Source organism: Hymenobacter cellulosilyticus (assembly GCF_022919215.1).
Classification (GTDB): Bacteria; Bacteroidota; Bacteroidia; order Cytophagales; family Hymenobacteraceae; genus Hymenobacter; species Hymenobacter cellulosilyticus.
In genome coordinates, this window is record NZ_CP095046.1 from 3,396,957 (window position 1) to 3,422,037 (window position 25,081).

Annotated in this window: 21 protein-coding genes; 8 read left to right on the forward strand and 13 right to left on the reverse strand. The window is 58.7% G+C overall.

The genetic code is table 11. The annotated features are described in order from the left end of the window. Window positions 1–66: 66 nt before the first annotated feature. From pseG to pseC, 3 genes are read right to left on the reverse strand one after another with little or no spacing between them, the layout of a single operon-like run. The gene (gene pseG, locus MUN79_RS16650) at window positions 67–1,554 is read right to left on the reverse strand and encodes a UDP-2,4-diacetamido-2,4,6-trideoxy-beta-L-altropyranose hydrolase (protein WP_244673788.1); all 1,488 of its coding nucleotides are present in this window, start codon (window positions 1,552–1,554) and stop codon (window positions 67–69) included. Then, a complete protein-coding gene (locus MUN79_RS16655) occupies window positions 1,554–2,297 on the reverse strand; it encodes a cytidylyltransferase domain-containing protein (protein WP_262922886.1) in 744 nt (247 codons plus the stop codon). The genes pseG and MUN79_RS16655 overlap by 1 nt, the downstream gene beginning before the upstream one ends. Window positions 2,298–2,301: 4 nt before the next feature. Further along, window positions 2,302–3,453, reverse strand: coding sequence for a UDP-4-amino-4,6-dideoxy-N-acetyl-beta-L-altrosamine transaminase (pseC, locus tag MUN79_RS16660; protein ID WP_244673790.1), 1,152 nt, complete (start codon window positions 3,451–3,453; stop codon window positions 2,302–2,304). A 160-nt stretch (window positions 3,454–3,613) separates the two neighbouring features. On the opposite strand from pseC, the gene MUN79_RS16665 reads away from it, so the two are divergent. Both MUN79_RS16665 and MUN79_RS16670 read left to right on the forward strand, forming a co-directional pair. Continuing rightward, the gene (locus MUN79_RS16665) at window positions 3,614–3,931 is read left to right on the forward strand and encodes a hypothetical protein (protein ID WP_244673791.1); all 318 of its coding nucleotides are present in this window, start codon (window positions 3,614–3,616) and stop codon (window positions 3,929–3,931) included. Window positions 3,932–3,978: 47 nt separating this feature from the next. Next, on the forward strand, window positions 3,979–5,058 hold the full coding sequence (locus tag MUN79_RS16670) for a T9SS type A sorting domain-containing protein (RefSeq protein ID WP_244673792.1): 1,080 nt from the start codon (window positions 3,979–3,981) through the stop codon (window positions 5,056–5,058). A 72-nt stretch (window positions 5,059–5,130) separates the two neighbouring features. Here MUN79_RS16670 and pseB read toward each other — a convergent pair whose 3' ends face one another. Further along, the gene (gene pseB, locus MUN79_RS16675) at window positions 5,131–6,150 is read right to left on the reverse strand and encodes a UDP-N-acetylglucosamine 4,6-dehydratase (inverting) (protein WP_244673793.1); all 1,020 of its coding nucleotides are present in this window, start codon (window positions 6,148–6,150) and stop codon (window positions 5,131–5,133) included. 336 nt (window positions 6,151–6,486) lie between these two features. Here pseB and MUN79_RS16680 point away from each other — a divergent pair, with 336 nt between their 5' ends. Then, entirely contained in the window at window positions 6,487–8,241 is a 1,755-nt protein-coding gene (locus MUN79_RS16680; protein WP_244673794.1) for a hypothetical protein, read from the forward strand. A 10-nt stretch (window positions 8,242–8,251) separates the two neighbouring features. On the opposite strand, the gene MUN79_RS16685 is transcribed toward MUN79_RS16680, so the two are convergent. Beyond that, complete coding sequence (locus MUN79_RS16685) at window positions 8,252–9,547, reverse strand: glycosyltransferase family 4 protein (RefSeq protein WP_244673795.1); 1,296 nt, start codon at window positions 9,545–9,547, stop codon at window positions 8,252–8,254. Between the two features lie 182 nt (window positions 9,548–9,729). On the opposite strand from MUN79_RS16685, the gene MUN79_RS16690 reads away from it, so the two are divergent. Together MUN79_RS16690 and ffh are read left to right on the forward strand one after the other, a co-directional pair. After that, complete coding sequence (locus tag MUN79_RS16690) at window positions 9,730–10,929, forward strand: ferritin-like domain-containing protein (protein WP_244673796.1); 1,200 nt, start codon at window positions 9,730–9,732, stop codon at window positions 10,927–10,929. Window positions 10,930–11,106: 177 nt separating this feature from the next. Then, window positions 11,107–12,450, forward strand: a complete 1,344-nt coding sequence (gene ffh / locus MUN79_RS16695) for a signal recognition particle protein (protein WP_244673797.1) — start codon at window positions 11,107–11,109, stop codon at window positions 12,448–12,450. A gap of 299 nt (window positions 12,451–12,749) precedes the next feature. On the opposite strand, the gene MUN79_RS16700 is transcribed toward ffh, so the two are convergent. The 3 genes from MUN79_RS16700 to MUN79_RS16710 all read right to left on the reverse strand — a co-directional run bounded on the left by MUN79_RS16700 (window position 12,750) and on the right by MUN79_RS16710 (window position 16,761). Beyond that, the gene (locus MUN79_RS16700; protein WP_244673798.1) at window positions 12,750–15,728 is read right to left on the reverse strand and encodes a heparinase II/III domain-containing protein; all 2,979 of its coding nucleotides are present in this window, start codon (window positions 15,726–15,728) and stop codon (window positions 12,750–12,752) included. Window positions 15,729–15,902: 174 nt separating this feature from the next. Continuing rightward, window positions 15,903–16,208, reverse strand: coding sequence for a hypothetical protein (locus tag MUN79_RS16705; RefSeq protein ID WP_244673799.1), 306 nt, complete (start codon window positions 16,206–16,208; stop codon window positions 15,903–15,905). 76 nt (window positions 16,209–16,284) lie between these two features. Then, entirely contained in the window at window positions 16,285–16,761 is a 477-nt protein-coding gene (locus MUN79_RS16710) for a nucleoside deaminase (RefSeq protein WP_244673800.1), read from the reverse strand. A 264-nt stretch (window positions 16,762–17,025) separates the two neighbouring features. Here MUN79_RS16710 and MUN79_RS16715 point away from each other — a divergent pair, with 264 nt between their 5' ends. Beyond that, a complete protein-coding gene (locus tag MUN79_RS16715; protein ID WP_244673801.1) occupies window positions 17,026–18,924 on the forward strand; it encodes a CHRD domain-containing protein in 1,899 nt (632 codons plus the stop codon). A 461-nt stretch (window positions 18,925–19,385) separates the two neighbouring features. Here the strand turns inward: MUN79_RS16715 and MUN79_RS16720 are convergent, their stop codons facing one another. The 3 genes from MUN79_RS16720 to MUN79_RS16730 all read right to left on the reverse strand — a co-directional run bounded on the left by MUN79_RS16720 (window position 19,386) and on the right by MUN79_RS16730 (window position 21,014). Continuing rightward, entirely contained in the window at window positions 19,386–19,958 is a 573-nt protein-coding gene (locus tag MUN79_RS16720; RefSeq protein WP_244673802.1) for a DUF308 domain-containing protein, read from the reverse strand. Between the two features lie 247 nt (window positions 19,959–20,205). Next, window positions 20,206–20,676: a hypothetical protein gene (locus tag MUN79_RS16725; RefSeq protein WP_244673803.1), complete on the reverse strand. Its 471-nt coding sequence runs from the start codon at window positions 20,674–20,676 to the stop codon at window positions 20,206–20,208. Then, window positions 20,631–21,014 carry an alpha/beta fold hydrolase gene (locus MUN79_RS16730; protein WP_244673804.1) on the reverse strand — a complete coding sequence of 128 codons (384 nt, stop codon included), beginning with the start codon at window positions 21,012–21,014 and terminating at the stop codon, window positions 20,631–20,633. The genes MUN79_RS16725 and MUN79_RS16730 overlap by 46 nt, the downstream gene beginning before the upstream one ends. Before the next feature lie 248 nt (window positions 21,015–21,262). On the opposite strand from MUN79_RS16730, the gene MUN79_RS16735 reads away from it, so the two are divergent. Together MUN79_RS16735 and MUN79_RS16740 are read left to right on the forward strand one after the other, a co-directional pair. Then, entirely contained in the window at window positions 21,263–21,868 is a 606-nt protein-coding gene (locus MUN79_RS16735) for a Crp/Fnr family transcriptional regulator (protein WP_244673805.1), read from the forward strand. Window positions 21,869–22,043: 175 nt separating this feature from the next. Continuing rightward, complete coding sequence (locus MUN79_RS16740) at window positions 22,044–22,646, forward strand: hypothetical protein (protein ID WP_244673806.1); 603 nt, start codon at window positions 22,044–22,046, stop codon at window positions 22,644–22,646. Window positions 22,647–22,991: 345 nt separating this feature from the next. On the opposite strand, the gene MUN79_RS16745 is transcribed toward MUN79_RS16740, so the two are convergent. Then, window positions 22,992–23,990, reverse strand: a complete 999-nt coding sequence (locus MUN79_RS16745; RefSeq protein WP_244673807.1) for an SDR family NAD(P)-dependent oxidoreductase — start codon at window positions 23,988–23,990, stop codon at window positions 22,992–22,994. Window positions 23,991–24,018: 28 nt separating this feature from the next. Further along, window positions 24,019–24,774 (reverse strand): SDR family NAD(P)-dependent oxidoreductase, encoded by a 756-nt coding sequence (locus tag MUN79_RS16750; RefSeq protein ID WP_244673808.1) that lies wholly within the window; start codon window positions 24,772–24,774, stop codon window positions 24,019–24,021. Between the last annotated feature and the right edge of the window lie 307 nt (window positions 24,775–25,081).

Genomic DNA, 25,081 nt, shown 5'->3' on the forward strand with positions numbered 1-25,081 from the left:
TAATAAACGGGGGTGGCCGGCGCCAATCTGGTGGTTGCCCAGGAGTATATTTTGCATTGCGGTAAATCAGGAAAAGTCGGCGGAAGCTACTGCCAGCCGAAATACTTCATAGGTGTCGTTGTGCAGCTGAACGGCGGCAAGTTGGGCAAAACCCAGCCGCTGAAACACGCGGCAGGAGGGAAGGTTGCTGGCTTTTACTTGCCCTTCCAGCGCCCACTGTCCGGGTTTGTCGCGCCGAAGCTGGCCCAGTGCCCGGCGCAGCAGCGCCACGCCAAGGCCCCGGCCCCGGTAGGCGGTAGCTACGGAGTAATCAATAGTGCCTACGGAGTCGCTAAACTCAATGCGCACTTGACCCACGGCCGTGCCTTCCCGCTCAAAAATATAGAGAAATGAGTCAGGGTCAGTTAAGCGGCGCGTAAACCACTGGAGGTGAGTAGGCCACTCAATGGGAGCGGAGTGAATAGCATTGCGCCGCACCTCCGGGTCGTTGGCCCAGGTAAAGTACTGCTGGGCATCCTCGGTCCGGGCCCGGCGCACGCCAAGCTGGGAAGCGGCGTATAGCTCCGAAAAGGCCCGCTGAAACCGGTAAGCAGCCTGTCCATCAAATACCTGACGCTGCCTTTGCCGCCCGGCAAGCGCCAGTGCAGCTAACTCAGGCTCAGGTAGCTGTGCCAAGGTAGAATAAGGAAAGGCCAAACCGGTTTCGGTCAGGAAGTTCAGCAGCTGCCGCTGATTATCGGCAATGGGGTGTAGAAACAGCAGGCCGCCCACAGCGCAGCACTCGTAGGCCATGCCGCTGGGCGGGCAAACGTGAATACCACAGCTTTGCAGTAAGGCGGCCATTTGCTCGGCCGGTAGCGCGTGGTGCAGCCTTACCTGGTCTTGGTTTTGGGCATATTGCTGCAGGCTGGCTTGGTGAGGATACGCAGCGCCGGTTACTACGTCAACGGCTTTGGCTGGAAACAGCAGCTGCATCTGTTGGAGCAGGGCCAAGGTATGGTTTTCCGGGTCGGCCCCGCCCATGTTCAAGAAGATACGCTGCGTATCGGGCTGGGTAACGGCAGTTCGCGTAGCTTCTTGGAAAGGGCGCCGGAGCAAGGCGTAGGCTGGGCCCAGGCAAAGCTGGGCACCGGGCACATGCCGGTATGCTTCCGGCTGTATCCCACCAGCCTGGTTGATAATCAGGTCGGCCCAAATGTAGTGGTTCACTAAATCGTCCAGGCAAACCACTGGTTGGCCCTGCAGCCACAGGGTTTGGGCGTAGCGGGGGCTGAAATGGTAGCCGTCCAGCACAACAATATCGGTAGGCGTGAGCTGTTGCCGCAACCACGCTATTTCCTGGGTTTCGTTCAGTCCTTCCGGTACCAGCCACGTCTGAAGGCAGCTTTGCTCAATTTGGCTCTGCACGTTTTCCCCGGGCTGCCGAATAACGAATATGGTTTCGAAATCAGGCTGCAGCATGTCTGCCAGGGCAAGGCAGCGCACGACGTGGCCCAGGCCCATGCGGGCGTCGCCATCGGCTCGGAAAATAACGCGCGGGCGGACAAAAGACATTACGCTTTCTTTTGCTCAACGTGGGCATTCAGGGCCACCAATTCGGGGTGGCTTTCCAGCACGGTTATCAACTGGGAAGTTGAAAGGTACTGAGCCTGATACTGTTCAATCAGCACTCTAATGAGCTCAAAGTCGTCGGCGGTGTCTACCGTGAGACGGTAATGGCTTGCATCGGGCGTGCGGGTGATATGCTGAAACTCGACGCTGCCCGAGCGGTTCTGATGAATGTAGGGCGTCACATGCTCCCGGTCGCTGGGCAGCGTGGACTCTTGAAAAGCCTTATTCAGTAGCTCCCGTGAGAAAATCTCGAAGTCGAGGCCCCGGGGAAAAGTCCGTTCTAGCACGTTCGATAGGTAGAGCCGCGGGTTGGCCAGTCGAATGTATTCGGCTATTCCCTCACCAATAAGCTGGCCGTCCAGCAACGGGCAGTCGGAAGTCACGCGCACAATGATGTCTAAATCATGTTCCTGCGCGCAGGTCCAATAGCGGCTCAACACATCCTCTTCACTGCCGCGCGTTAGGGGAATACCGGCCTGAGCCGCAAAATCGGCTAGTGGATTGTCGGTAGCCTTATTGGTTATAGCCAGAAAAACTGGCTGCCCGGCTGCACGCAGGTGGTCCAGATGGTAGTGGAGCAGCGGTTGGCCAGCAATGGGTTGCAGTACCTTGCCCGGCAGGCGACTACTGGTCATGCGGGCCTGGGAAATAATGCCGACACGTGGCAGGGAAGGAAACCCGCTCATAAACTTAGCGCTGAACAAACTCCTGAATGCAGGCAATAACGTAGGCCTGTTGCTCGTCTGTCAGGGACGGAAACAGCGGAATGCTCAGGCACTGCGCATAGTAGGCTTCCGCCTTGGGGAAGTCGCCGAACTGCCAGCCAAGCTCCTGGTAGAAAGGCATGGTATGCACCGGGATATAATGAACTTGGGCAAAAATCTGCTTCTCGCGCAGGAAATCGTATAGCCCTTTCCGGTCTGGCACCTGAATAACATACAAGTGATACGCGTGGCCGGGCGCCCCGGCCAGGGGCGTTACAGCAGGCATAGTGGCAAAAACTTCGTCGTACCGGGCTGCCAGCTGCCGGCGCCGGACCAAACCTTCATCGGCGCGCTCCAGTTGACTGATACCCAAAGCCGTGAGCATATCGGGCATGCGGTAGTTGTAACCTAGAAGCTGCATTTCCATGTACCAGCCACCATCGTTGCGGTGCATTTTGGCAGGGTCCTTCGTGATACCGTGAGTGCGCAGCATCAGCAGCTTCTCGTACAGAACCGGGTCGTTAGTGGTAATCATGCCGCCTTCGCCAGTGGCAATATGCTTGACGGGATGAAAGGAGAAAATAGCCAGATCAGCAAACTTTCCGTTGCCGCAGCGCTGCTGTTGGCCTTGCGAATCGGTGAAGTATGCGCCCGGAGCGTGGCAGGAATCTTCAATTATCCATAGGCCAAACTCATCCGCCAAAGCCCGGGCCTGCTCCAGGTCCACGGCCAGGCCGGCGAAATCCACGGGAATAAGACCGTGAAAGTAGCCCTTGGGTTGGCTTTCCAACAGGCGTCGAACCTGTTGCAGGTCCAGCAGGCCCGTAACCGGGTCGATGTCGGCGAAGTAGACCTCCCCGCCGCAGTACAACACGCAGTTAGCCGAGGCGGCGAAAGTGATGGGCGTAGTGATAACGCGGTGGCCGGGCTGCACATTCAGGGCCAGGGCGCACAGGTGCAGGGCCGCCGTGCCGTTGGCTACGGCCACCGCATAGCTTGACCCGATATAGGAAGCAAACTTCTGTTCAAACTCCGCCACTTTAGGCCCCTGCGTCAGGTAGTCGGACTGCAGGGTTTCGGTAACGGCCTGGATATCGGCTTCAGTAATGTGCTGGCGGCCGTAGGGAATTGGAAGCATGGAAAGGGGAAAAGGCAAAGCACGCAAGTTGCTAAAAACGCGCGCAAGTGGAAAGAGTGGCCGAGAAACTGCTACTTTTGTTTGGTATACTGCACAAGCTTATTTAACAGCTGGTTCGTCTACTCTCCTCAATAATTATTCATCATTTCACTGCTCTTTAATGAATCACATCTACAAAGGAACACTATTGTTTCTGGCCTGTTTGGCTTCGAACGTACTTCCGGCTCGTGCTCAGGCGCAAAAGGAAGTCAGCAACTGGTATTTTGGCAACCAAGCGGGCGTTAGTTTTGCTGCTCCTACTCCCGTCGCTACCACAGGAGCTGGCATGACCTCCTACGAGGGCAGTGCCTGTATTTCTGACGCCGCTGGTCAGGTGCTGATGTACAGCAATGGCGAACAAATTTGGGATGCCAGCCATCAGGTGATGCCTAATGGCAACAGCCTTGGGGACATAATTCGTCTTCGCAGGCCGCTCTGATTTTGCGCGCTCCAGGAAACAGCAACTCTTTGTATTACCTGTTTACGGTGGATGCCATCGACAACAATATGGTCGGAGGCCTACGCTACTCTATTATTGATATGTCCCTACGTGGGGGCCTAGGCGATGTGACGGCCACAAAATCGGTGCGTCTGCCTACTCCTACCCTAACCGGAAAGGTAACGGAGAAGCTGACTGCTGCTCTACACAGCAATGGCCGCGATTACTGGGTAGTCGTGCATGGTTGGCAATCCAATGTTTTCTACAGTTTCCTGCTTTCCCCTACTGGCATTAGCACCACGCCGGTAGCTAGCATTGCCGGCCCGGTACACCAAGGGGGCGGCAGCTTCTTCGGGGCCGCTAATGCCGTAGGGTACATGCGCATCTCGCCGAATGGTGCCAAACTGGCTTTGGCCCAGCGGGATTCCCAGTTCGAGCTGTACGATTTTAGTAATTCGACGGGCTCAGTATCGAATTATATGTCGCTGCAGGGTTCCAACTACTTGCGTTACGGCATTGAATTCTCACCCGACAACTCTCGGCTATATACCACCTCCTATTCGGATGGTGGTTACGACACAAGCGTTGATCAATTCAACCTGGTGGCAGTAGGTGCCTCGGCAATTCAAAACTCCCGCCAAACCATAGCTTCCATTTCCGGCTTGTGCGTTGCCATACAAGCAGCGCCAAACGGTAAGCTTTACCTTTCGGCTTTAAATAAAAACTATCTGAGTTCGATAGAACAGCCAAATCTATTGGGGAACTCTGCTGGTTTTAGAACAAACAGCGTTTCCCTTGGGCAACGTGTTGGACAAAATGGCCTGCCCAACTTCCCCAATGCCGTCAGTTCAGTTGTAGCCTCCACCACGGCCCAGCTAAGCGCCGCTACGAGCCTGACTCCGAATCCTGCCCGCGCCCAGGTAACGCTGACCTTGCCGGCAACTATGGCAAAGCAGTCGGTTGAAGTTGACTTTATCAACGTGTTGGGGCAGATAGTCGCCCACGAGGCACGTCCCAGCGCGGCTTCCCCGTTGACGTTCTCACTGGCCCAGCTGGCGCAGGGTGTGTACACGGTGCGCATCAGTAGTGCCGCGGGCATTGCCAGCAAGAAACTGGTGGTGGAATAAGCGAAACTCAATCATTCATAAAAAAGGCTCCGCAGCACTGCGGAGCCTTTTTTATGAATAATCAGAAGCTACTTACGCCTCGAAATCGGCGTCGACGTGCAGGCGGATTTCCTCGCGAATCTGCTCGGCGGTAAGCCACTCCTCGTTGTTGGCCGAATCGTAGTAAAAGCCGTCGGGCACCCGTTTGCCGTGGAAGTTTTTGATGAACTCTTCCACGTCCCAGCGCGGGGTGAAGGGCAGAATCACGTAGTACTTCTGCAGCTCTACGGTGCTCAGCGCATCGGTTTCGGTAATCATGGCCTCGTGCAGCTTCTCGCCGGGCCGGATGCCCACGATTTCCTGCTTGCACTCGGGGCCAATGGCCTTGGCTACTTCCGTAATCTTGTAGGAAGGAATCTTGGGCACGAAGATTTCGCCGCCCCAGGCATGTTCCAGGGCGTACAGGACGAGGTCCACGCCCTGCTCCAGGGAAATGTTGAAGCGGGTCATGTCGGGGTGGGTGATGGGCAGCACGCCGGTGTGGCGGCGCTGCAGAAAGAACGGCACCACCGAGCCGCGGGAGCCGATGACGTTGCCGTAGCGCACCACCGAGAAGCGCAGGTCGCGGGAGCCTTTCATGTTGTTGGCCGCCACGAAGAGCTTGTCCGAGCAGAGCTTGGTGGCCCCGTACAGGTTGATGGGGGCCGCCGCCTTGTCCGTGCTCAGGGCTACCACGTCCTTCACGCCGCAGTCGAGGGCGGCGTTGATGACGTTTTCGGCCCCGAAGATGTTGGTCTTGATGCACTCCATCGGGTTGTACTCGGCGGCGGGCACCTGCTTGAGGGCCGCGGCGTGCACAATTACGTCGATGCCTTCGCAGGCGCGCTTGAGCCGCTCTCCGTCGCGCACGTCGCCGATGAAGTAGCGGATGGCCGGGTATTTATCGTGGGGAAATACCTGGGACATTTCGTACTGCTTCAGCTCGTCGCGGGAGTACACCACCAGGCGCTTCACCTGGGGATACTTCTCGAAAACGGCCTGCACGAATTTTTTGCCGAAAGAACCGGTACCACCCGTTACCAGAATGGATTTATGATTTAAGTCGAGGCTCATAAGTAGAGAAAAGCCGTGGTCGCCCGGCGGGCGAAAGGAGGGCAAAAGTAGGCATTCCCCGCCTAGCTTCCGTACTTTTGTAGTACATACACCATGCATCTTCAACCCTGGAAGGCATCCGGAGCCTGCGAAAGACATTCTAGCCGTAAAGAGCTGGTCGAAACAATGACTGCTTTTGCTGCGCTAAGGATGCCTGACAAGTGCATACCAGCTGAAGAACAGCCCCGATTTTCTGATTGTTCCGCCCATGTCTGAATTTGCCTTCCCGAGCCCATTAAAGTCGTAATCTGGGATCTGGACGATACTTTTTGGCGGGGTACGCTCTCGGAAGGAGCTGTGGAGGCCTTGGAAGACAACCTGCAGCTGGTGCGCGACACGGCCGCCCGCGGTATCGTCCACACCATTGTTTCCAAAAACGACTTCGCACCCGCCGAAGCCAAGCTCATGGAGCTGGGCATCCGGGACTTGTTCGTGTTTCCCCAGATCAGCTGGCAGCCCAAAGGCCCTATTATCAAGGAGCTACTGGAGAAAATGCAGCTGCGGGCCCCTAACGCCTTGTTTCTGGACGACAACCCCATCAACCGGGCCGAGGCGCAGTACTACAATTCCCGGCTGCAGGTAGCCGACCCTGCCGATTTGGCCGAGCTGGCCCCGGCGCTGCGGGTTAGCGGCAAGCCCGATCCCGCGTTTAGCCGGCTGGAGCAGTATAAATTGCTGGAGCGTCAGCAGCAGGCCCGCTCCGGCTACCAGGACAACCTGGCTTTCCTGCGCGATTCTCAGGTGCGCATCGAGTTTCGGGAGGGCGCGGCCGTGCTGCCCGACCTGGACCGGATTGAGGAGCTTATCAACCGCTCCAACCAGCTGAATTTTACCAAGCAGCGCGTCAGCAAAGACAGTCTGCGGGCCGACTTGCAGAACCCACAGCAGCGCTGGGGCACAGTGCGGGTGCAGGACCGGTTTGGCGACTACGGCCTGGTGGGCGTGTATAGCGTGGCTGCGCCCGAAAACCGGCTGATTCAGCTCGTGTTTTCCTGTCGTATCCTACACCTGGGCGTCGAGCAGTTCACCTACGCCTGGCTGGGCTTTCCCGCCCTAGACGTGCAGGGCGACGTGGCTACCGTGCTGAATACTACCGATAAGCCGGATTGGGTTACCATCCAGAACCCAGCAGAAGCAACTAGCAGTGCGACTGAAACCGGGGCAAAACCGGCGGTCGAAAAGCTGCGGGTGCTGCTCAAGGGCGGCTGCGACCTGGGGCAGCTCACTCCGTTTTTGCAGGCCTACGAGCTGACGGTGGAGGAGGAGTTCAACTTCAACAACGAAAACCAGATTCCGGTCCACGTGGAGCACACCGTGCTGCTGCGCCAGGGGCGGGAGCTGCCGGAGCCGGAAAAGCAGCGCCTGGCCACGAGTCTGCCGTTTCTGGGCCGGGAGGCCTTCGATACCAAGCTCTGGGGCCACGACTACGACGTGCTGGTGTACAGCCCCCTGATGGACTACACCCAGGAGCTCTACCGCGAAAAGGCTACCGGCGTAGAAATTCCTTTCGGCGGCTATCAGAACCTGACCACCGTGGACCCAGCGGCCCAGGCCGCCAAATACGCCCAGCGCCGCTTCCGGGGCATGAACGAGGACTTTCTGCGCCGCTTCCAGCAGGAGTTCGAGTTTGCGGGTCAGATTTCCCCGGCTCGTTTTCAGCAGAATCTGGCTTGGCTGCGCGGACAGATTCCGGCGGCCATTCCCATTTTCTTTCTCAACGGGGCCGAAATTGAGGTGTCCGGCTCGGGCGAAACCGAGGCCCGGCAGCGGCACGAGGTCCTGAACCAAGCCTTGGCCGACTTCGTGGCCGGGGCCGAGAACTGCTTTATTATCGACGTGCGCGACTTTGTGCAGACGCCCGCCGATGTGACCAACAACCTGCGCCACTACCAGCGCCAGCACTACCGCACCCTGGCCCAGCGCACGGCTGCGGCCATCGGGCAGTGGCAGGGCCAGCACCTGAGCCGCTCGGCCTGGGTTGATTTGCGGGCCGAAATGGCTAGTCGGGTGCCGGCTAAGCTCAAGGGCTTGTTCGGCAAGCTGCTGAAGTAACCTGTGCCGGCTATTTAACAATCAGGCCGGCCAGCCGCTCGGTCAGGGCCCGGCGCGAGTACCGGGAGTGGTTGAGGGCTGGTAAGTCCAGATTGGGGCTTTGCTGCCACTGCCGGGCCAGCTCGTCGAGGTAGCCAAGCATGGTTTCGTAGGCGTCGTAGGCAAAGGCGCGGCCCGCGTGGCATTCCTGCAGCAGGTTGTCGGCGTCGGAGCCCACCGGGCCGATGCAGATAATGGGCTTGTTGGCCGCCAGATACTCGAACACCTTGCCCGGCAGAATGCCGAAGTTGTGGGCCACGTCCGGAATGGCCATCAGCAGCACCGAAGCCCGCAGCAGGTAGCGCACCGATTCCTCATGGGGCACGAAGGCCACGAATTCGGTGCGCCCGGCCAGACCGGCAGCGGCAATCTGGTCCTGCACGCCCGCCGATACCTTGCCCACGAAGCGCAGCCGCAGCGACACTGCGGGGTGGCGCCGGGCACACTCGGCACAAGCCCGCAAAAACTCCTCAATGTGGTACGTTTCCGAAATCGTGCCGGTGTGGGTGATAAGCAGCGCGTCTTGGGGCGGGGAAGAAGACTCCCGGAAGTCACTCTCGTCGTAGCCGTTCGGAATGACGTGGAACTTGGCATCGGTCAGCAGCGGCGACTTGCCCAGAAACAGCCGCTTGGTGTCGGAGCTGGTTACCAGCACTTCGTCGGCCTGCTCGAGCACCTGCCGCTCGTAGCGGGCATCGAGCCAGCCGGCCAGGCGGGTTTTGTTAAGCTCTTTGGTGTAGTAAATATCGGTCCAGGGGTCGCGCATATCAGCCAGCCAGCGCAGCCCGTAGCGTTTTTTCAAAGCCAGGCCGATGAGCTGGGTGGAGTGGGGCGGGGAGCTGGTGAGCACCGCGTCGAAGGTTTCGCCCTGGGCATAGAGCTCGGCCACGGCCCGCAGCACGTGCCCGTTCCAGCCCCGGCGCGGGTCGGGAATAAACACGTTGCCGCGCACAAACTTGAAAAACCGCTGCTGCAGGCTGGTTTTGCTTTCGTTGGCAAAGCCGCCGTAGGGAATCTGCTGGCGGCCGGTGAGTTTCTTGTAGGAGCCAAAGGGTTCGGACGTGCCCGTGCGAATAACCCGCACCCCCGCCGGAATTTCGGCCGCCAACGACTCATCCAGCACCGGATACGCGCCTTTTTCGGGGTCCACGGTAACCACGGTGCACTGCACGCCGAAGCTGGGCAGGTGCTTGACAAACTTCAACGTCCGCTGCACGCCGGCGCCCCCGGAAGGCGGCCAGTAATAAGTAATGACGAGCAGACGCATAAGGCAGAAGGCAGTTTGGGAACGGTTTTGAGCCGCGAAGGTAAGCACCGCTGGGCTTTCAGGATTTGGGTACCTTTCTGCCAGGTCAAATACTTTGGGCCACCGTAAATGGTCAGATTATTTCGGCCCGGCCTCGTTTACGTAAGGCAAACAGCAAACTTTCGTCTTTATATCCTGCTCGTATGAAATCAATGCTTCCTGTTTCTATCCGCCGCGAGGCCGTGGCCACGCCAGTCTTACCGGGCCGCCGCTCCTTTTTGTTTTACAGCGGGGCCGGCATGGCCCTGGGCAGCCTGTGGCTGGCCGGCTGCAAAGACGATGAGGTCACGCCCGCTCCGGTGCCGGCGCCCACGCTGACGAGCTTTACCCCCAGCACGGGCACGCCGGGCACCACGATTACGGTTACCGGAACCAACTTTGCCGGCACTACGGCCGTGACCGTAGGAGGCGCGGCCGCGCCGTTCACGGTTGTCAGCGCCACCACGCTTACCCTAACTATTCCGGCTACCGCCACCACGGGCTCTATTGCCGTGAGTACGCCCGGCGGCACTGCTACCAGCACCACGCCCCTCACCGTATTGCCGCCGGCCAGCACCATCACCAGCTTCACGCCCGCCTCGGCCTTTCCCGGGGCTACTGTGACGCTCACTGGTACCAATTTCACGGGAGCCACGGGCGTTACCGTAGGAGGCGTGGCCGTTGCTACATACTCGGTAGTAAATGCCACCACCCTGACGCTGGTCGTGCCAAACACGGCCCAGACGGGTCTTATTGTGATAACAACGCCCAGCGGCACGGGCACCAGCACCACGCCCCTGACCGTACTGCCCCTATATGTGAACGTGGGCTCGGGCGACCTAGGTGTTCTTAACTATGCCTATGCCCTGGAGCAGCTTGAAGCCGCTTTCTACGAGGCCGTTAAGAAAGGGGCGTATTATGCCCAGGCTCCGGTGGCCGAAAAGCAGGCCCTGGCTGATATCAGCAACCACGAAAATGTCCACCGCGACCTGCTGCGCAACGTATTGGGAAACAACGCTATTAAAACCCTGGAAACTGATTTTTCCAGCATTGATGTGACCAGCCGGAGTCAGGTGCTGGCCGCGGCCCGGCAGTTCGAGGACTTGGGTGTAGCTGCCTATAACGGCGCGGCTCGTTTCCTGACCAATCCGGCGTATCTGGCCCTGGCAGGCAAAATCGTGTCGGTGGAAGCCCGCCACGCCGGCCTGATTCGGGACCTGGTGAGCTACAACTCGTTTGTGGATGCCGACGTGGTAAACGTGAGCCGGGGGCTAGAACTCTCGAAGCGGCCCGCCGTAGTGGCCGAGCTGGTAAATACCTACCTGGAGCCGGGCTCCAAGCTCGACGTTTCGGGGCTGAAATAAACCCCGGATGCCGGAGCCGGCGGCCGGTGGCTTACCTTTAAGAGGAGGGCAGTGGGATATTTGCGCATATACCACGACATTTGTGTTTCTGCCGCCCTTGGTAGGCTATGAAATTATTTTTCAGGGCTTCACCTTCTTTCCCACCGGCCGGCGGCTTCCACGAAATTCAGATTTCCCATGTTCGATAATTTAAGTACTAAGCTCGACAAAGCCTTTAAAACCCTTAAAGGCCAGGGCAGCATCACCGAAATCAACGTCGCGGCTACCATCAAGGAAATCCGCCGCGCCCTGGTTGATGCCGACGTGAACTACAAGGTGGCCAAGGAAGTCACCGACAAGATTAAGGACGAGGCCATGGGCCGCGACGTGCTGACCACCGTGTCGCCGGGCCAGCTGATGACCAAAATCGTCTACGACGAGCTCACCCAGCTCATGGGCGGCACCAAGGAAGACGTGGTGCTCAAGGGCGATCCGGCCGTAATTCTGCTCTCGGGCTTGCAAGGTTCGGGCAAAACGACTTTCGCCGGCAAGCTTGCCACCTTTATCAAGAAGCAAAACCGCACGGTGCTGCTCGTGGCCTGCGACATCTACCGCCCCGCCGCTATCGACCAGCTCAAGGTGCTGGGCGAGCAGGTCGGCGTGGAAGTGTACTCGGAGCCGGAAAACAAGAATCCGGTCGAGATTTCGCAGAACGCCATTGCCTACGCCAAGAAAAACAACAAGAAAGTAGTCATCATCGACACCGCCGGCCGCCTGGCCGTAGACGAGCAGATGATGCGCGAAATCGAGTTGGTGAAACGCTCGATTAACCCGTCGGAAACCCTGTTCGTGGTAGACGCCATGACGGGTCAGGACGCGGTGAACACGGCCAAGACCTTCAACGACCGCCTGAACTTCGACGGCGTGGTGTTGACCAAGCTTGACGGTGACGCCCGCGGTGGTGCGGCCCTCTCGATTCGGGCTGTGGTGGAAAAGCCCATCAAGTTCATCTCGACGGGGGAGAAGATGGAAGCCCTGGACATGTTCTATCCCGACCGGATGGCGCAGCGGATTCTGGGCATGGGCGACGTTATTTCGCTCGTGGAGCGGGCCCAGCAGCAGTTCGACGAGGATGAAGCCAAGCGCATCAACCAGAAGATCCGCAAAAACCAGTTCAACTTCGACGACTTCCTCTCCCAGCTAGAGCAGATCAAGAAGATGGGCAACCTGAAGGACCTGGTGGGCATGATTCCCGGCATGAGCAAGGCCATCAAAGACGTGGAAATCGACGACGATGCCTTCAAGCCGATTGAGGCCATCATCAAGAGCATGACCCCGCAAGAGCGTGCCCAGCCCGAGCTGCTCAACGGCTCCCGCCGCCGTCGCCTGGCCAAAGGCAGCGGCACCGACATTCAGCAGGTCAACAACCTGATGAAGCAGTTTGAGGACATGCGCAAAGTGATGCGTACTATGAACAAGATGAGCTCTACCAAGGGCGGTATGCAGCAAATGGCCAAGATGATGGGCATGCGCGGCAAGTAAGCCACGGTATTGACTAAGAAAAGAAGGGCCGGACCATGTTGCATGGGCCGGCCCTTTCATTTAGGTTCTTATCAGCAGATGGCAGCTCCGCGGATTACCTAAAACTACCTACAGTTCTTCCCCAGTATGGCTAAAGGGTTTATCACGCTCAGTGATGGTCGCGGATTTGCTCCCCGGTGGCGGGCTTATGATAGGGTACTATAGTTGGTTATTGATGGCCTGGGCGAGGATGCTTATGAGCAGAAGTTTAAGGAGTTTCTCCGGGCTGTGCAGAAGAATGGTAAATGCCGTGGGGTGGTTTACCGCGCAATCAGCACTTTCTGGGGTTTGCCTACTACATTGCCGGCCGCATCGGTAGCGCGCAGAAAGTACAGGCCAGCGGCCAGGCTGCTTACTTCCAGCCGGGCCTCGCCGCGCACCGTTTGCCGCAATACCGGCCGGCCCTGCTGATCCAGCAGCGTCACCTCGGTATTCGCAGCAAGTACACCGCTCAGCGTGATCTGCAAAAAGTCCTGGGCCGGGACGGGTGACACGCTAAGCACGGGCGTAGCGGCTGTGGCAGCCAGCACCACCACGGGCGAATACGCCGTGGTGCCATCCTCATTTAGCTGACGGAGCCGGTAATACACTGCTTCCGTAGGCGCAGCATCATCCTTGTACTGGTAGCGTTGGCTGTTGCTGGTAGTGCCCCGGCCACTCACAAAGCCGATTTCGTGGAACTGGCTTTCAGCCGTAGTGCGCCGCTCCACGGCAAAGCCCCGGTTACGCAGCTCGGAGGCCGTCTGCCAGCTCAGGCGAGCCGCGCTGCCCATGCGAGAGGCCGTAAAGCCGGTAAGCTCCACGGGCAGCACATTGCCGTTAGTAACGGGCATGGTTACCCGAAAATCCGCCGCCATGGTTAGCGTAAGGCTGAGCTGCTGAGTGGCGGCATCGTACTGGAAACCCGTGACGCCCGGACCGGTGACGGATGAGGGCGCACTGCTCATCGGAATGGTCAGCGTGGTGGCGCGGCTTACGTAGCCGGCGTACGTGTTGGAGCTGGTGCGCTGCCAGCTGAGCGTAGCCCGCTTCGTCGACTGCACCACCGGTGCGGCTCCGTAATACAGCACCTTTCCTTGCTCCAGAAATAGTTGAGCGAAATTGCCCGCTGCATCCAGGGAAAAGAAATTCACCAGCCCATCGGCCTTCACGGGCTGGGGTAGCAGGCTGCTGGCATCAGTAGTTAGCACCGTATCAGCCTGGGCGAAGGCCAGATCCTGATACTCCCCGCGGGCAGTGACGGCAGCCGTAGAAGCCGTGCTGGTAGTCGTTAGGAGCGGGGCAGTAGAATTGAAAGGCACCAGAGCAGCTAGAAACTGCGTGCTGGCCGCCCCGCTTTTTTGCACCAGCAGCGTAGTGTGCTTTTCCGACGTGTTGTAAGTCAGCTCGTGGCGGTTGGTGGCTTTAGTATACCCGCTGGCCCCACCCGTAGCCGTGACGTGGGCCAGCAGGCTGACCCCGTTTTTCTGCCAGGTTCCTTCGTGGCCGGCAAGATTGTCGGTGAAGGTGCCTGTGGCGGCCGGCCCATTTTCCAGGCCGTAGCCGTGCAGCTGCCAGGTATAGGTATGGGCCGCAGCGGCCTGCACAAAGTCGGCCAGCAGGTAGTAGCTGTTGCGGATAAACAGGGTTTTGCGGGTAATAGTAGCCGATTTATAGGCCGTTTGTACTTCCCCGTAGGTTAGCTTGTCCGTCTGAAACGCGGCGCGGATGCTGGCCGGGGCGTCGTTGGGCGCACTCGGGGCCCCGATGGCCGGCCCGGCGTTGTCCACCAGTAGCATGTTGTGGTTGGTAGCCTGGCCCAGGGAGTCGCGGCGGCCGTAGCTGAGGTAGCCCGGGTCCAGGGCCAGCAGCTGCCCGTGGGCGTAAAGCAGAAAGCTGCTGGCATCGGCCTGGCTGTGCCCGCCGGAGTTGGCCTGGGCCGTGCCGCCTTTGCCGTTGAGATGCAGATACGTGGCCAACGAGTCGTTGCCGGAGCGGAACACCAGGTTGCCACTGTGCGGCAGGGCCGTCAGCGTGGTGTTCGTAGGGGCCGTAGGCGTAAGGTTGGCCGCCAAGTAAGCCGCCCGCATGTCCACGCTCACGTCGCGCAATTGGGCCGTCAGGGAATTTAGCTGCCGGCCCGAAAGGCTGCCCAGGTGCAAGGGCTTGAGGTAGCGACTCTTCCCTGTCAGCGCCAGCTCGGGCATGCCCATGTCGACGAATGAGTCTTCCAACGCAGGCAGCCGGCCGTCGGGCAGCAGAATGGCCGTAATCCAGTCGTAGAGCTGGTCGTAGCGCGGGTCGTAATAAGGGTTACGGATGGGCCGGGAGGTGCCGCCAAACGAGTACGTCAGCGTATTGTCGGGCAGAAAATTGCCCATGGCCCGGAAAAACGGCAGGCAGTTCAGAAAAGCGTATTTGAAGTAGTAGGGCCCTTCGGCGTAGCCCGCCACCTTCGTCGGGTCAGACTGCCGCTGGGCATCCTGCCACAGTACGTTGTCGATGTTATACAGGCCGTGGTTGATCCAGGAAGTAGGCCGGCGACTTACGTGCGTGGCGCTGCCTACGTCGTTGAGCACCACGGCGGCCATGCCCAAGGCCGCGGCCGTCATCAGCGCGTGGTTGTTCTTAACTTGCTTAAAGAACTCGTAACTCGCAAAGCTCACCGGCCTGAAGGGCTTCACGGCCTGGGAATCGAGGTTGCCGGCAAATTCCTGCAAGCGGCGCTTGGCCGCGGTCAGGGAATTGTCGGTTTCGCCGGCACCCCGCAGCAGGTCGTAGGCTATGAGGTAGTCAATCAGGTCTTTGGAGCGCCACTGCCACTCGTTGTAGGACGACAGATTCGACAGCGTGGCAAACACTTCGACATCGGTATTAATGGTTTCGAGCAGGCCGCGGGTGGTGGCAATCAGGGTCGCCTTTTCCGCGGCCGTCAAAGGGCTGATGGCGCCATTTTCCGCTTTCCGGTCAAGCAGGGCCACGAAGGCGGCGTTTTTAGCCAGCGTCGCCCGCCGGTGCCGCCCATCGGTAGAGGTGTTATCGGCGGGTGGCGACGAAACCGCACTCTGGTAGAGGCCCTGATAGAGCGTGCGGCCCGTGGGCTGAAGCAAAGCCGCCTGCACTTCGGGTACGGCGGCGGCCCGCAGCAGCGTGCGGGGATAAGCCAGGTCAGCACCGGGCGGGTTCCAGCTCCCAGTTTGGGCGCGGCCCGTCGAAATCAGCAGAAATAGTAAATAGAGAGTAGCGGCTACGTGTTTCAAGCGCGGGAGGTTAATTGTAATTCTACCAATCTAATCAGCCTAAGAGGCTGCAAAAACACTGGTAGAATAAGACTTCGCCGCGGGGAATAGTTTCGTACTGTAAAGGTAATAAATAGGAATAATTGAAGATATAAGCCCGCGGTATCTATGTGCTGCGGACTAGAAGGGGAGGTCTTACTTGGTGGAGGGCATCACGTTGCCGGCCGAATCGGCGAAGTACACGGCCGTTACTTCCTCCTTCTTGCCCGGGGTTGGTTCCATCTCGAAGGTATATTCCACCGTGTAGCCGCTGCGGTTGCGGCCCTGGGCATCTTCCTGGTGGCCGCTGTGGGCTTCGGAATGAATTGGGGTGATGGGCCCTCCGCCGACTTGCTCCTGCACATGGCGCTCCACGGCCGCAATGGCCTTTTGTTCCTCGGGGCTTGTGCCGCAGGCGGTAGTCAGCAGCGTCAGGGCGGCAAGCAGCATAGTCGGTTTCATGGGCGGCAAGATAACAAAAGGCCTCCGCAGAGGCCTTTAGGTTTAAAACTATAGCTGTGTACGTGCTACGGGCAGATTAGTACTCAGTCTTGCCTTCCTTGTTTTGCCAGGCCTGAAAACCGGCCAGGGCCTCGTCGCGCAGCAGTTGGGTCATCGGAATCTGGCGGGCACCCAGGGGCTTCTCGATTTCGTCGTAAATGAACTGGTCGTCGAAGCCGATGGCGGCGGCATCCTGCTTGGTGTTGCCGTAGAACACGCGGCGGGGCCGGGCCCAGTAAATAGCCCCCAGGCACATGGGGCAGGGCTCACAGCTGGTGTACAAGTCGCAGTCGTCGAGCTGGAAGGTGCCCAGTTCTTTGCAGGCCTTGCGGATAGCATCTACCTCGGCGTGGCAGGTGGGGTCGTTGGTGCTGGTTACCTGGTTGAAGCCGTGGGCAATGATGCGGCCGTCTTTAACCACGACGGCACCGAACGGACCGCCAAACCCGGCTTGCATTTTTTCAATGGACAGGCGAATGGCTTCGCGCATAAATTCGTCGCGGGGAGCTTCCATAGGAGGGGAGAGTAGGAGGGAAAAGCCCGCAAGATACGCTTGCGCAAGGAATGGAGCGGCATCCGTGTCCGGGGAAGCAAGCAAAAAGCATCGGGTTTGCCACTGCTGGGCGGTAGCCGGCAGTAGTACTTTTTAAGAACAAGCAACCATCTGACTGCTAATCTACGAGTTACTCCGTATCGTTACGGATAGTAAGGCCGTATTCGTGCTCAGGCACTACGTACTGCTTACCAATACTCATTTTTCACATCTAACCCCTTTGCCATGCAAAAACACGTTACTCTAATCCTGACCGGATTACTACTGCTGACCTCCGGCCTGTTGCGGGCCGACCACCTGCGGGCCCACCTGCTGCTTTCGGCTAAGCTGGAAGGCGCTCAGGAAGTGCCGGCGGTGAATACAACTGCTAAGGGTGTTGCCAGCTTCACGATGAGCCCCACCCAGGACACGCTCTTTATCACCGCTTCGTTTGTGGGTCTGAGCGGGCCCATCACCGGCGCGCACGTGCACTTGGGTGCTCGGGGAGTGGCTGGCCCTATTGTGACAAGCTTGGTGCCAATGCTCCGAGGCAACCGCCTGCAGGGCTTCCTCACCGGCGCCGACTTTGACGTGGCCAAGCGCCGCAAGTACCTGCTTGGCGCGTATTATATCAACGTGCACACCGCAGCCAACCCAAACGGCGAAATCCGGGGCCAGATTGAGCTCGAAAAGGATTTTGCCTACATCACCCAGATGACGGGCGCCGCGGCCGTACCGGCCGTTACCACCACGGCTTCGGGCTTTGGCGGGTTTGCCCTGTCTCAGGACAGAAGCAAAATCAAGTTCCAAACCATCGTCCGGGGCCTGAGCGGGGCTATTACCGGGGCTGAACTGCGCAATGCCACCGCCACCACGGCCGGCACGTCGGTGCTGAACCTGCTGCCCTTCCGCGACCCGTTCAACCCGAACGTGTTCAGCGGCGAATTTACCCCGACTGCGGCCGTGTTGGCCGCTTTCGAAGCCGGCACTCTGTACGTCAACATCACCACAGCTGCTAATGCTGGCGGCGAAATCCGCGGCCGTATCTTCCAGGACCGCGCCTTTATCAACTTCGATGCCCGCCTGGACAGCGCCCAGGTTGTGGGTGGCCGCAACTCCTTTGCCAAGGGTATTGCCATCCTGCGCCTCAGCCCTACGCTCGACTCGATGTACGTATTCGCTACGTATGCTGGTCTGAGCGGCCCAGTGACATCGGCACTGCTGTATACTTCGCCTGCGGGTCAGCCCAATACGCCGGCCGTGCAGGCCAGCAACGAGCTGTCGGGCTTTATCCAGAATGATTTCCTGGGGGTACTGTTTACAGGCCTCAACACCAACGCCAGCCCGCTGGGCCGGAGCATGCTGCTGGGCAACGTCAACCTGCAACTGGCTACGGCCGCACGCCCCAACGGCGAAATCCGTGGGCAGGTGTACCGCCTGGCTCGCGAAGGCTACACGTTTGCCATGGCCGGCAACCAGGAGCGGCCCACGCCGGTAGCCTCGCCCGGCTACGGCTCGGGTCTGGTTTCCATCGACCGCGACCAAAGCAACGCGCACTTTATGCTCTCGTGGGGAGGTCTTACCGGTCCTGCCCAGGCTGGCCATTTTCACACCGGCCTGATTACGCAGGCTGGTCCCGTGGTTTTTGATCTGATGCCCTTCTTCGACAATGCCACGGCGCCGATGGCAGCCGACGGCTACTGGCAGGCCACAGCCAATGCTGCCCCCAATGCCAGCCGTCCTTTCACCCTGCGTCGCTCCATTCAGTTCCGCCGCGACAGTATGTACGTGAATCTGCACACGGCTCAGTTCCCAGCCGGTGAGATCCGCGGGCAGGTATTGCGGGGCGCCAAGAACCTCTCTTTCGTGCTGAGCTCGTCCAGCCCCATCGTCAGCGGCTCGTTTGCGGCCTATCCAAGCCCTTTCCAGAACTCGTTTACCCTCACCTTCGACGCCCGCGCTGCTGGTACTGCCACGGTACAGGTTACGGATCTGGTGGGCCGTACCGTGCTGACGGTGCCCGTTGCTATGCGGCCCGGTGCTAACCGTACGGAGCTGAACGCGCCGGAACTGCGGGCCGGCGTGTACTTGGTGACGCTGGAGGCTGCGGGAGCCAAAACCGTTACGCGGGTAGTAAAGCAATAGCTTCAGACCACTGTCTTACAGTTCGGTAAGAAAATTGCAGCAACCAGACCATCTAGGCTACTCGTCAGAATGCCTGGCCTTTGTGAAACTCATTATTCGCAAAGTTCAAAGGCTACGTAGCCGAAGTAAAAAAGATGTTTGTTATCTGAAAATAATCAGAAAACAGATGCATTCAGGATCATCTCACACTCGTTTTGGCACAGAACTTGCGTAAGTCAATCTTGAAAGAATAGTTTTTTAGGTGTTTTGGTTGTGGAAAAGGGGACGTCGTATCGGCGTCCTTTTTTTATGCCTCATTACCTGATGCTGTAGAGTTGGATCCACTCAACAGACGTATCCGGCAGGACCAGCAGGCACTTCCGCTCGGCCACTGATAAGCTGGAACGATTGAGAAATAGCTGCAATAGGCAAGCAGTCCGTGCCTTGAAATACGCTATACTGCAAGCGGCTGAAGTTGGTACTTACTCGGTTGGCTGAGTTGATTTGCGTAGGCGGAGCGCGGCCAGCAGAAAATAGAATGCTCCCACTGCCGAGTAGCCGGCCAGGTTGGTCACGCCCTGGGTCGGGTTGTGGGCCTGGAGCACAAACACTACTCCGGCTATCATCGACTGCCCGCCGCTGAGCATCATCGGCCATTGCCCGCCCAGCTGGCGCCGCCGCTGCAGGCCGAGCAGCAGTTGAATCAGCCCGGTGAGCACAGCCCACACGCCAAAGACGATGAGCACTGCCGGAACGCCCTGACGCAAAGCCACGGCCACGGCTACTGTTGTGAGGCTGCCAATGATAATGTTCACGTATTGGGGTTGCATTGAGGTTCTGGTGCCCCGGTTGGCCCGGATATCCCCGAATGTAGCCAGGACGTCCCAGGCCGGGTAGAGCAGTAATAAGACCGTCGTGAGGGTGGGCGAGGATTTTACGCTTAGAAAAACGAGGCTAACCCAGACCAGCGAGAAACCGGCGCGCACGAAATACAAAGTGCGCAGGGCCTGGGCAACCCGAACGGGAGCCGAAATGGTGGCTGTGGAAACGGACATAGTTTGTGAGTTGATTTGTAAAACAGGGGAGGAGAGTACACTAAGCGGTGCAAGCCTTTAAGGCGGTCTGCCCCAAGAACTGCTCTGTTCCAAAGCTGGAAGAGTAGTGAGTTGAAACCCGCTTTAAGGTGCGTGGTGGCCGGTTTTGTCTGGTGCAAGGCCTGTCCTAGACGGAAGCAGGCAGTCAATTTTCGCAGCCCTCACGCACCGTTTGGCAGGCAACTCAGGCTTCTCTTTCTCGCCGAGGTTACTGGGCTATTTCCGCGAGTATGCCGCTGAGCTCCTCGGCATTGGTTAAGTGGGGGGTGTGGCCGCTGTTGAGACGGTACTCCTTCTGCACGGGCGTCGCGCGCAGCATCAGGTCTTGCAGGACGGGCGAAAGGGCATGGTCCTGCAGCGTGCGCACGTAGTACCTGGGCACGCGGCCGTAGTTGGCGGCCGACAGGGTAACTTTTTCGGCGGGTGGTCCGGCGGGCTCGTCGCGGTAATTCTCGAGCACCTGCTGTTGCACCGCCGCCGAGCCGTCCTGGCAGAAGATGTTCACCAGTTGGGCACGGTTTACCACTGCCAGCGACCCGTCGGGACTGGTAGAAAGGGCCGGCCCCAGCAGGGACTGGGTGTCTTGCCCGGCCAGCTCAAACACGGATTGCTGGTTGGTCGGCAGGAAACCGGCTACGTAGACCAACTTGGCAATCTTGGCTGGGGCAGCTTCGGCCACCGTCGAAATGATGGCTCCCCGAGGCTGTGGCCCACCAGTACCACCTGGGCGGCCGGTTGGGCATTGATGGCGGCCAACACCTGGTCGCGGTAGCGGTTCATGGTCAGGCCGGCCGCGGCCGTCTGGTCTTTGCCGTGCGCCAGCAGCTCGACGTTTACCACTGTGTAGCCCTGCTGCTCGAGCTTGCTTACGACCGGAGCCCAGGTGTAAGCCCCCTGCCAGGCGCCGTGTACCAGCACCATGGTAGCCTTTTTCTTCGCGGGCTCCGGGTCAGCTTTCTGGCAGGCCAGCGTGGTAGTGTCCACCAGGGCCAGGAGGGCAACAATGAGTTTTCTCATAATCAGGAAAGCACAAGGCTTTGGTTGAAGTGGATGATGGGACAAAGGTCCCGTCGCCCACTCACCTGATTTTTCACCTAGGTTAAAAAGCGTCGACCAATAGGTCGTTTAGGTGAACTAGCTGGTTGTTCAGGTTTACCGCTGCCCACGGGCTGGGTGCGAAAGCACAGGCTTGCTGCGGCTGGGCTTCGCTTCGTTTAAACACGGGGGTGTTACAGCCCGCGCTTTCCTGGTTACTTTGCTCAGCTATGGCTCCCGTTTCTCCTGTTTCCCCGCACCAGCTCCTGACCCAGCAGTTGCAGGCATTTGCCCGCCTTTCCGAAGAAGATCTTCGCCTGGCCGAAGAGCATTGGACGCTGCGCACCATTCCGCGTCATGAGTTTTTCAACTTTCGCAATGCCGTGTGCCAGTACGTCGGCTTTATCGTGCGCGGTCTGTTTCGCGTCTACTACGTCGACCCCGTGACGGACACGGAACACAATGTGGTGTTTGTGCCGGAGGGTACGTTTCTGACCTCCCTCAAAAGCCTGCTCACCCAGGAAGCGTGCCCGTACTACATTGCCGCCCTGGAAGATGCCGAATTGCTGGTCATCAGCGTGGGGCAGTTGCAGGCCCTTTTCGACCAGTCGCACGGCTGGGAACGGTTTGGCCGTCTGCTGGCCGAGCAGTACTTAGTGGTGCAGCAGGCCAAGGCGGAGGCTATGCTTTTTCAAACGGCAGAACAGCGTTATTTGGCGCTACTAGAGCAGTTCCCCGGAGTAACCAACCGGGTTTCGTTAGGTCATATTGCCTCGTATCTTGGCATCAAGGGCCCTTCGCTCAGCCGAATCCGGGCCCAGTTGGGTCGGGTATGATTAGCTCTGGAAATCAGCAGGATACAGGGCCATTTCGTTTGCTACGAAGGTTCTTTAGAACTGGACTTTACCCAGCCACCGTATTTCTTACTTTACTTATTATAAGTTCGGCACTTATTTGACCGGACGTGATACGGGGCCCTGCCGGCCGCCGGCCAAACCAAGTTCCCTGGTAATGGAAGCTATTCTACTCCTGCTGTTCCTGCTGTTGGCGCTACTTTTTGTCGTGGCCCTGGGGCTGGTGCAGTACGTGATTATTCCTTGGGCACTGTTGCGGGCATTTTTTCGCAGCGACTGGGCCCCGCAAGGACTAAAGGATGTCGTGGCCTGGACCTTGGGAATATTCGGGTTCCTGGTCATCGGGTTTCTGGGCTGGAACTGGTACCGGCAGTGGCAGGACCGACAGGCCACGGCGGCCCAAAGCCGCTGGCCCCCCGTACGCCTCACTGCCCAGCAACCGGGGTTGTTGCCGTATCCGTTGGGCCGGGGCCGCATCGAAGCCGCCCACTATACCACAGCGCCCTTGCTGATAGTATCAGGCGACTTAGTTGTGGAAGGCCGGCTGCGGGCCTCGTTTACCGCCAGCCCGGGCATTAAGTTCGCCAACGAAACCGACCTGGTGCAGGTGAGCACCGATAAGGGAGAAGCCACGCAGGCCACGGGCCGGTCGTTCTACGACCCGCTCAGCCACAGGGTCAGCGGGTCTTTTCACTGCGTATTGCCATCGGGTAGGCCGCTCTCCATTTCTTTTCCGCCTACCCCAGTTTCCCCACGGTAAGCCAGGAAAAGCTGCTGCGGCCATTGTAGCGTCTGCTCACAAAGCTGAGTCGGACTACCTGCATGTTGTGCTACAGCACCGGGAAAGAGAGTTTCAACTGCTCAAATAGCGGCTGTCCTGGTCAAATAATTAGGGCGTTACTTGTTTGATCTGGTGGAGCAGCTTGCTGAACTCTACCTGCGGAAATGGACTGTGAGCGGAGGAAATGAAAAGCCCCGCCGTGTGGCCGGCAGGGCTTTCAAAAAAGATTGTTTCCAGCCTGGGCCAGCTCAGATTCCTCGCTTTGACAGCAGACAAGTGAAGAAGCGGCGTTCTTTAGGCGGGACTGTTAGACTGAGCAAAGCATTATTCTGCCAGGTCAAAAGGGAGGCCGGTGAGTTCTTCGGTCAGGCGCCACAGGCGTTGGGCAGCGGCTGTATCAACCGAATAGGGCTTCACTCCGGCTGACATTCCGGGCCCGGGAGCCAGGGCGGCAATATCCCCATCCTCGCAGTATACGCCTCCGATGCTGGCTAACAACGGACTCGTGGCACACCAAACTGTGGTAGCGGCGCCTTGCGGAATGGTTTTGAGCGAGGCAATGACCTCGGGAACAACCTTGCCCTGGGCATCATAGAAGCCGAATTGCTGGAGCATTTCCAGCGGTGCTTCCCGAAGCAGCTCCGTGCCCCAGATGTTGCCGGGATGCACGGCATACGCTCGTACGCCAAACGCCTGGGCCCGATTGTCTAACTCCACCGTAAACAGGTTGAGTGCCGTTTTCGAGTGCCCGTAGGCTTGCAGCGTTTTGTAGTCCCGATTGTCAAAATTAGGGTCGTCGAAGTTGAACGGCGCAAACTGATGCCCTTGGGAAGAGACGTTGATAACCCGGGCCCCGCGCGCCTGCTGCAAGGCGCCCCACAGCCGGGCCGTGAGCTGAAAAGGGGCTAGGTAGTTGGTGGCCAGCTGCGACTCTATTCCGCGGCTGTTTCGGCGCAACGGCACGAACATAATGCCCGCGTTATGGATGAGCAGATGCAGCGGCCGGCCCGAAGCCAGGAACGTGGCCGCAAAGGCGTCAATGGAATCCGGATTCATCAGGTCTAGTTCGGCCAGCTCTACATTGGCCACGCCGCCTAGGTTTTCCTTGGCTTTCTCCAAGCTTCTAGCGGGTACCACGACGGTTGCCCCCGCGGCGGCCAGTATTTTGGTGGTTTCTAAGCCGATGCCCGTGTAGCCACCCGTGACAATTGCCACTTTGCCCGCCAGGCTGATTCCCTGAATTACCTCGCTGGCCGTGGAAGTAGCCGTGAATCCCGAACTGAGGGGAGCTTGCAGGGCGCCGTTATAATTGTTCTGTTTCATTGGAGTAAAAGGTTGATTATTAGGCTTGTTACAGTCCGTAAATCCCGCCGGAAACGGATATTTTTTCTCCCGTAATCCAGGCCGCATCCTCCGAAGCCAGGAACACGGCTACGCGCGCAATATCTTCGGGCTGACCCGTCCGACCCAGGGCCGTGGTCGACACCAGCCGGGTTTCCGCCTCGCTGCCGATAAAGCCGCCGCTGCGTGCGCCTTCCGTGTCCACGATGCCCGGCAAAATGGAATTGATACGGATGTTCCGGCCGCTGAACTCCTTCGACAGCGCCGTGGTCAGGGCATCCAGTGCGGCTTTAGTAGCCGAGTAGAGTGACCCAGTAGGAAGCGGATTTCTGCCCGCTTCCGAGCTGATGTTGATGATGTTGCCGCCAGCCGTCCCGAATAGCGCTAACGCACCTTGAATGGCAAGCACCGACCCCAGCACATTGATGTTGAACTGCTGATGAAAGGTTTCTGCGGATACGACCTCAATCGGTTCGTACTGGTAAATGCCGGCATTATTGACCAGAATATCCAGGGTGCCGAATGCGGCTTTGGTCTCGGCAAACAGACGGCGCACATCGGCTTCGTTCGACACATCGGCCTGCAGCGCAATGGCCGTGCCGCCGCTGGCGGTTATGGCCTGCACTACTTGGTCGGCGCCGTCCTTGCTGGAGGCGTAATTGACCACCACTTTTGCCCCTTCGGCAGCGAAATAGCCTGCAATAGCGGCTCCTATGCCTTTTGACGCCCCCGTTACGACGGCTACTTTATTATTGAGCTTGCTCACTTTTGCGTTGATTTGAGGGTTGAACTCCCCGCCTGTTTGGTAGGCAGGGCCGTTTGGTGAGGCAAAATTGGGGCGTGAACCGGGGGCTAAACGAGGACATTTGTCACTAAATTATTGGCCTTCGAGGGAATGGCTGCAAATGCTGGAGTTACCTTTGTTGCTAGCTAACGTGTTGTATATCTGGCCGAAAGCTCGGAGTGTCAGTGCTCAATCTAACTTCCAGGGGGTGCAGAAGAAAGGCTAGTCCTGCCTCATTAATCCGCGCAGGAGGTGCGGGTAGTCAACGCCGGGAGGACTTTCGCCGGGA

Coding starts and splice junctions, on each gene's coding strand:
- MUN79_RS16740 (WP_244673806.1), top strand. CDS start 22,044: ATGGAAGCTATTCTACTCCTGCTGTTCCTGCTGTTGGCGCTACTTTTT.
- MUN79_RS16720 (WP_244673802.1), bottom strand. CDS start 19,958: ATGTCCGTTTCCACAGCCACCATTTCGGCTCCCGTTCGGGTTGCCCAG.
- MUN79_RS16745 (WP_244673807.1), bottom strand. CDS start 23,990: ATGAAACAGAACAATTATAACGGCGCCCTGCAAGCTCCCCTCAGTTCG.
- MUN79_RS16715 (WP_244673801.1), top strand. CDS start 17,026: ATGCAAAAACACGTTACTCTAATCCTGACCGGATTACTACTGCTGACC.
- MUN79_RS16735 (WP_244673805.1), top strand. CDS start 21,263: ATGGCTCCCGTTTCTCCTGTTTCCCCGCACCAGCTCCTGACCCAGCAG.
- ffh (WP_244673797.1), top strand. CDS start 11,107: ATGTTCGATAATTTAAGTACTAAGCTCGACAAAGCCTTTAAAACCCTT.
- MUN79_RS16710 (WP_244673800.1), bottom strand. CDS start 16,761: ATGGAAGCTCCCCGCGACGAATTTATGCGCGAAGCCATTCGCCTGTCC.
- MUN79_RS16685 (WP_244673795.1), bottom strand. CDS start 9,547: ATGCGTCTGCTCGTCATTACTTATTACTGGCCGCCTTCCGGGGGCGCC.
- pseB (WP_244673793.1), bottom strand. CDS start 6,150: ATGAGCCTCGACTTAAATCATAAATCCATTCTGGTAACGGGTGGTACC.
- MUN79_RS16730 (WP_244673804.1), bottom strand. CDS start 21,014: ATGAGAAAACTCATTGTTGCCCTCCTGGCCCTGGTGGACACTACCACG.
- MUN79_RS16690 (WP_244673796.1), top strand. CDS start 9,730: ATGAAATCAATGCTTCCTGTTTCTATCCGCCGCGAGGCCGTGGCCACG.
- MUN79_RS16655 (WP_262922886.1), bottom strand. CDS start 2,297: ATGAGCGGGTTTCCTTCCCTGCCACGTGTCGGCATTATTTCCCAGGCC.
- pseG (WP_244673788.1), bottom strand. CDS start 1,554: ATGTCTTTTGTCCGCCCGCGCGTTATTTTCCGAGCCGATGGCGACGCC.
- MUN79_RS16665 (WP_244673791.1), top strand. CDS start 3,614: ATGAATCACATCTACAAAGGAACACTATTGTTTCTGGCCTGTTTGGCT.
- MUN79_RS16705 (WP_244673799.1), bottom strand. CDS start 16,208: ATGAAACCGACTATGCTGCTTGCCGCCCTGACGCTGCTGACTACCGCC.
- pseC (WP_244673790.1), bottom strand. CDS start 3,453: ATGCTTCCAATTCCCTACGGCCGCCAGCACATTACTGAAGCCGATATC.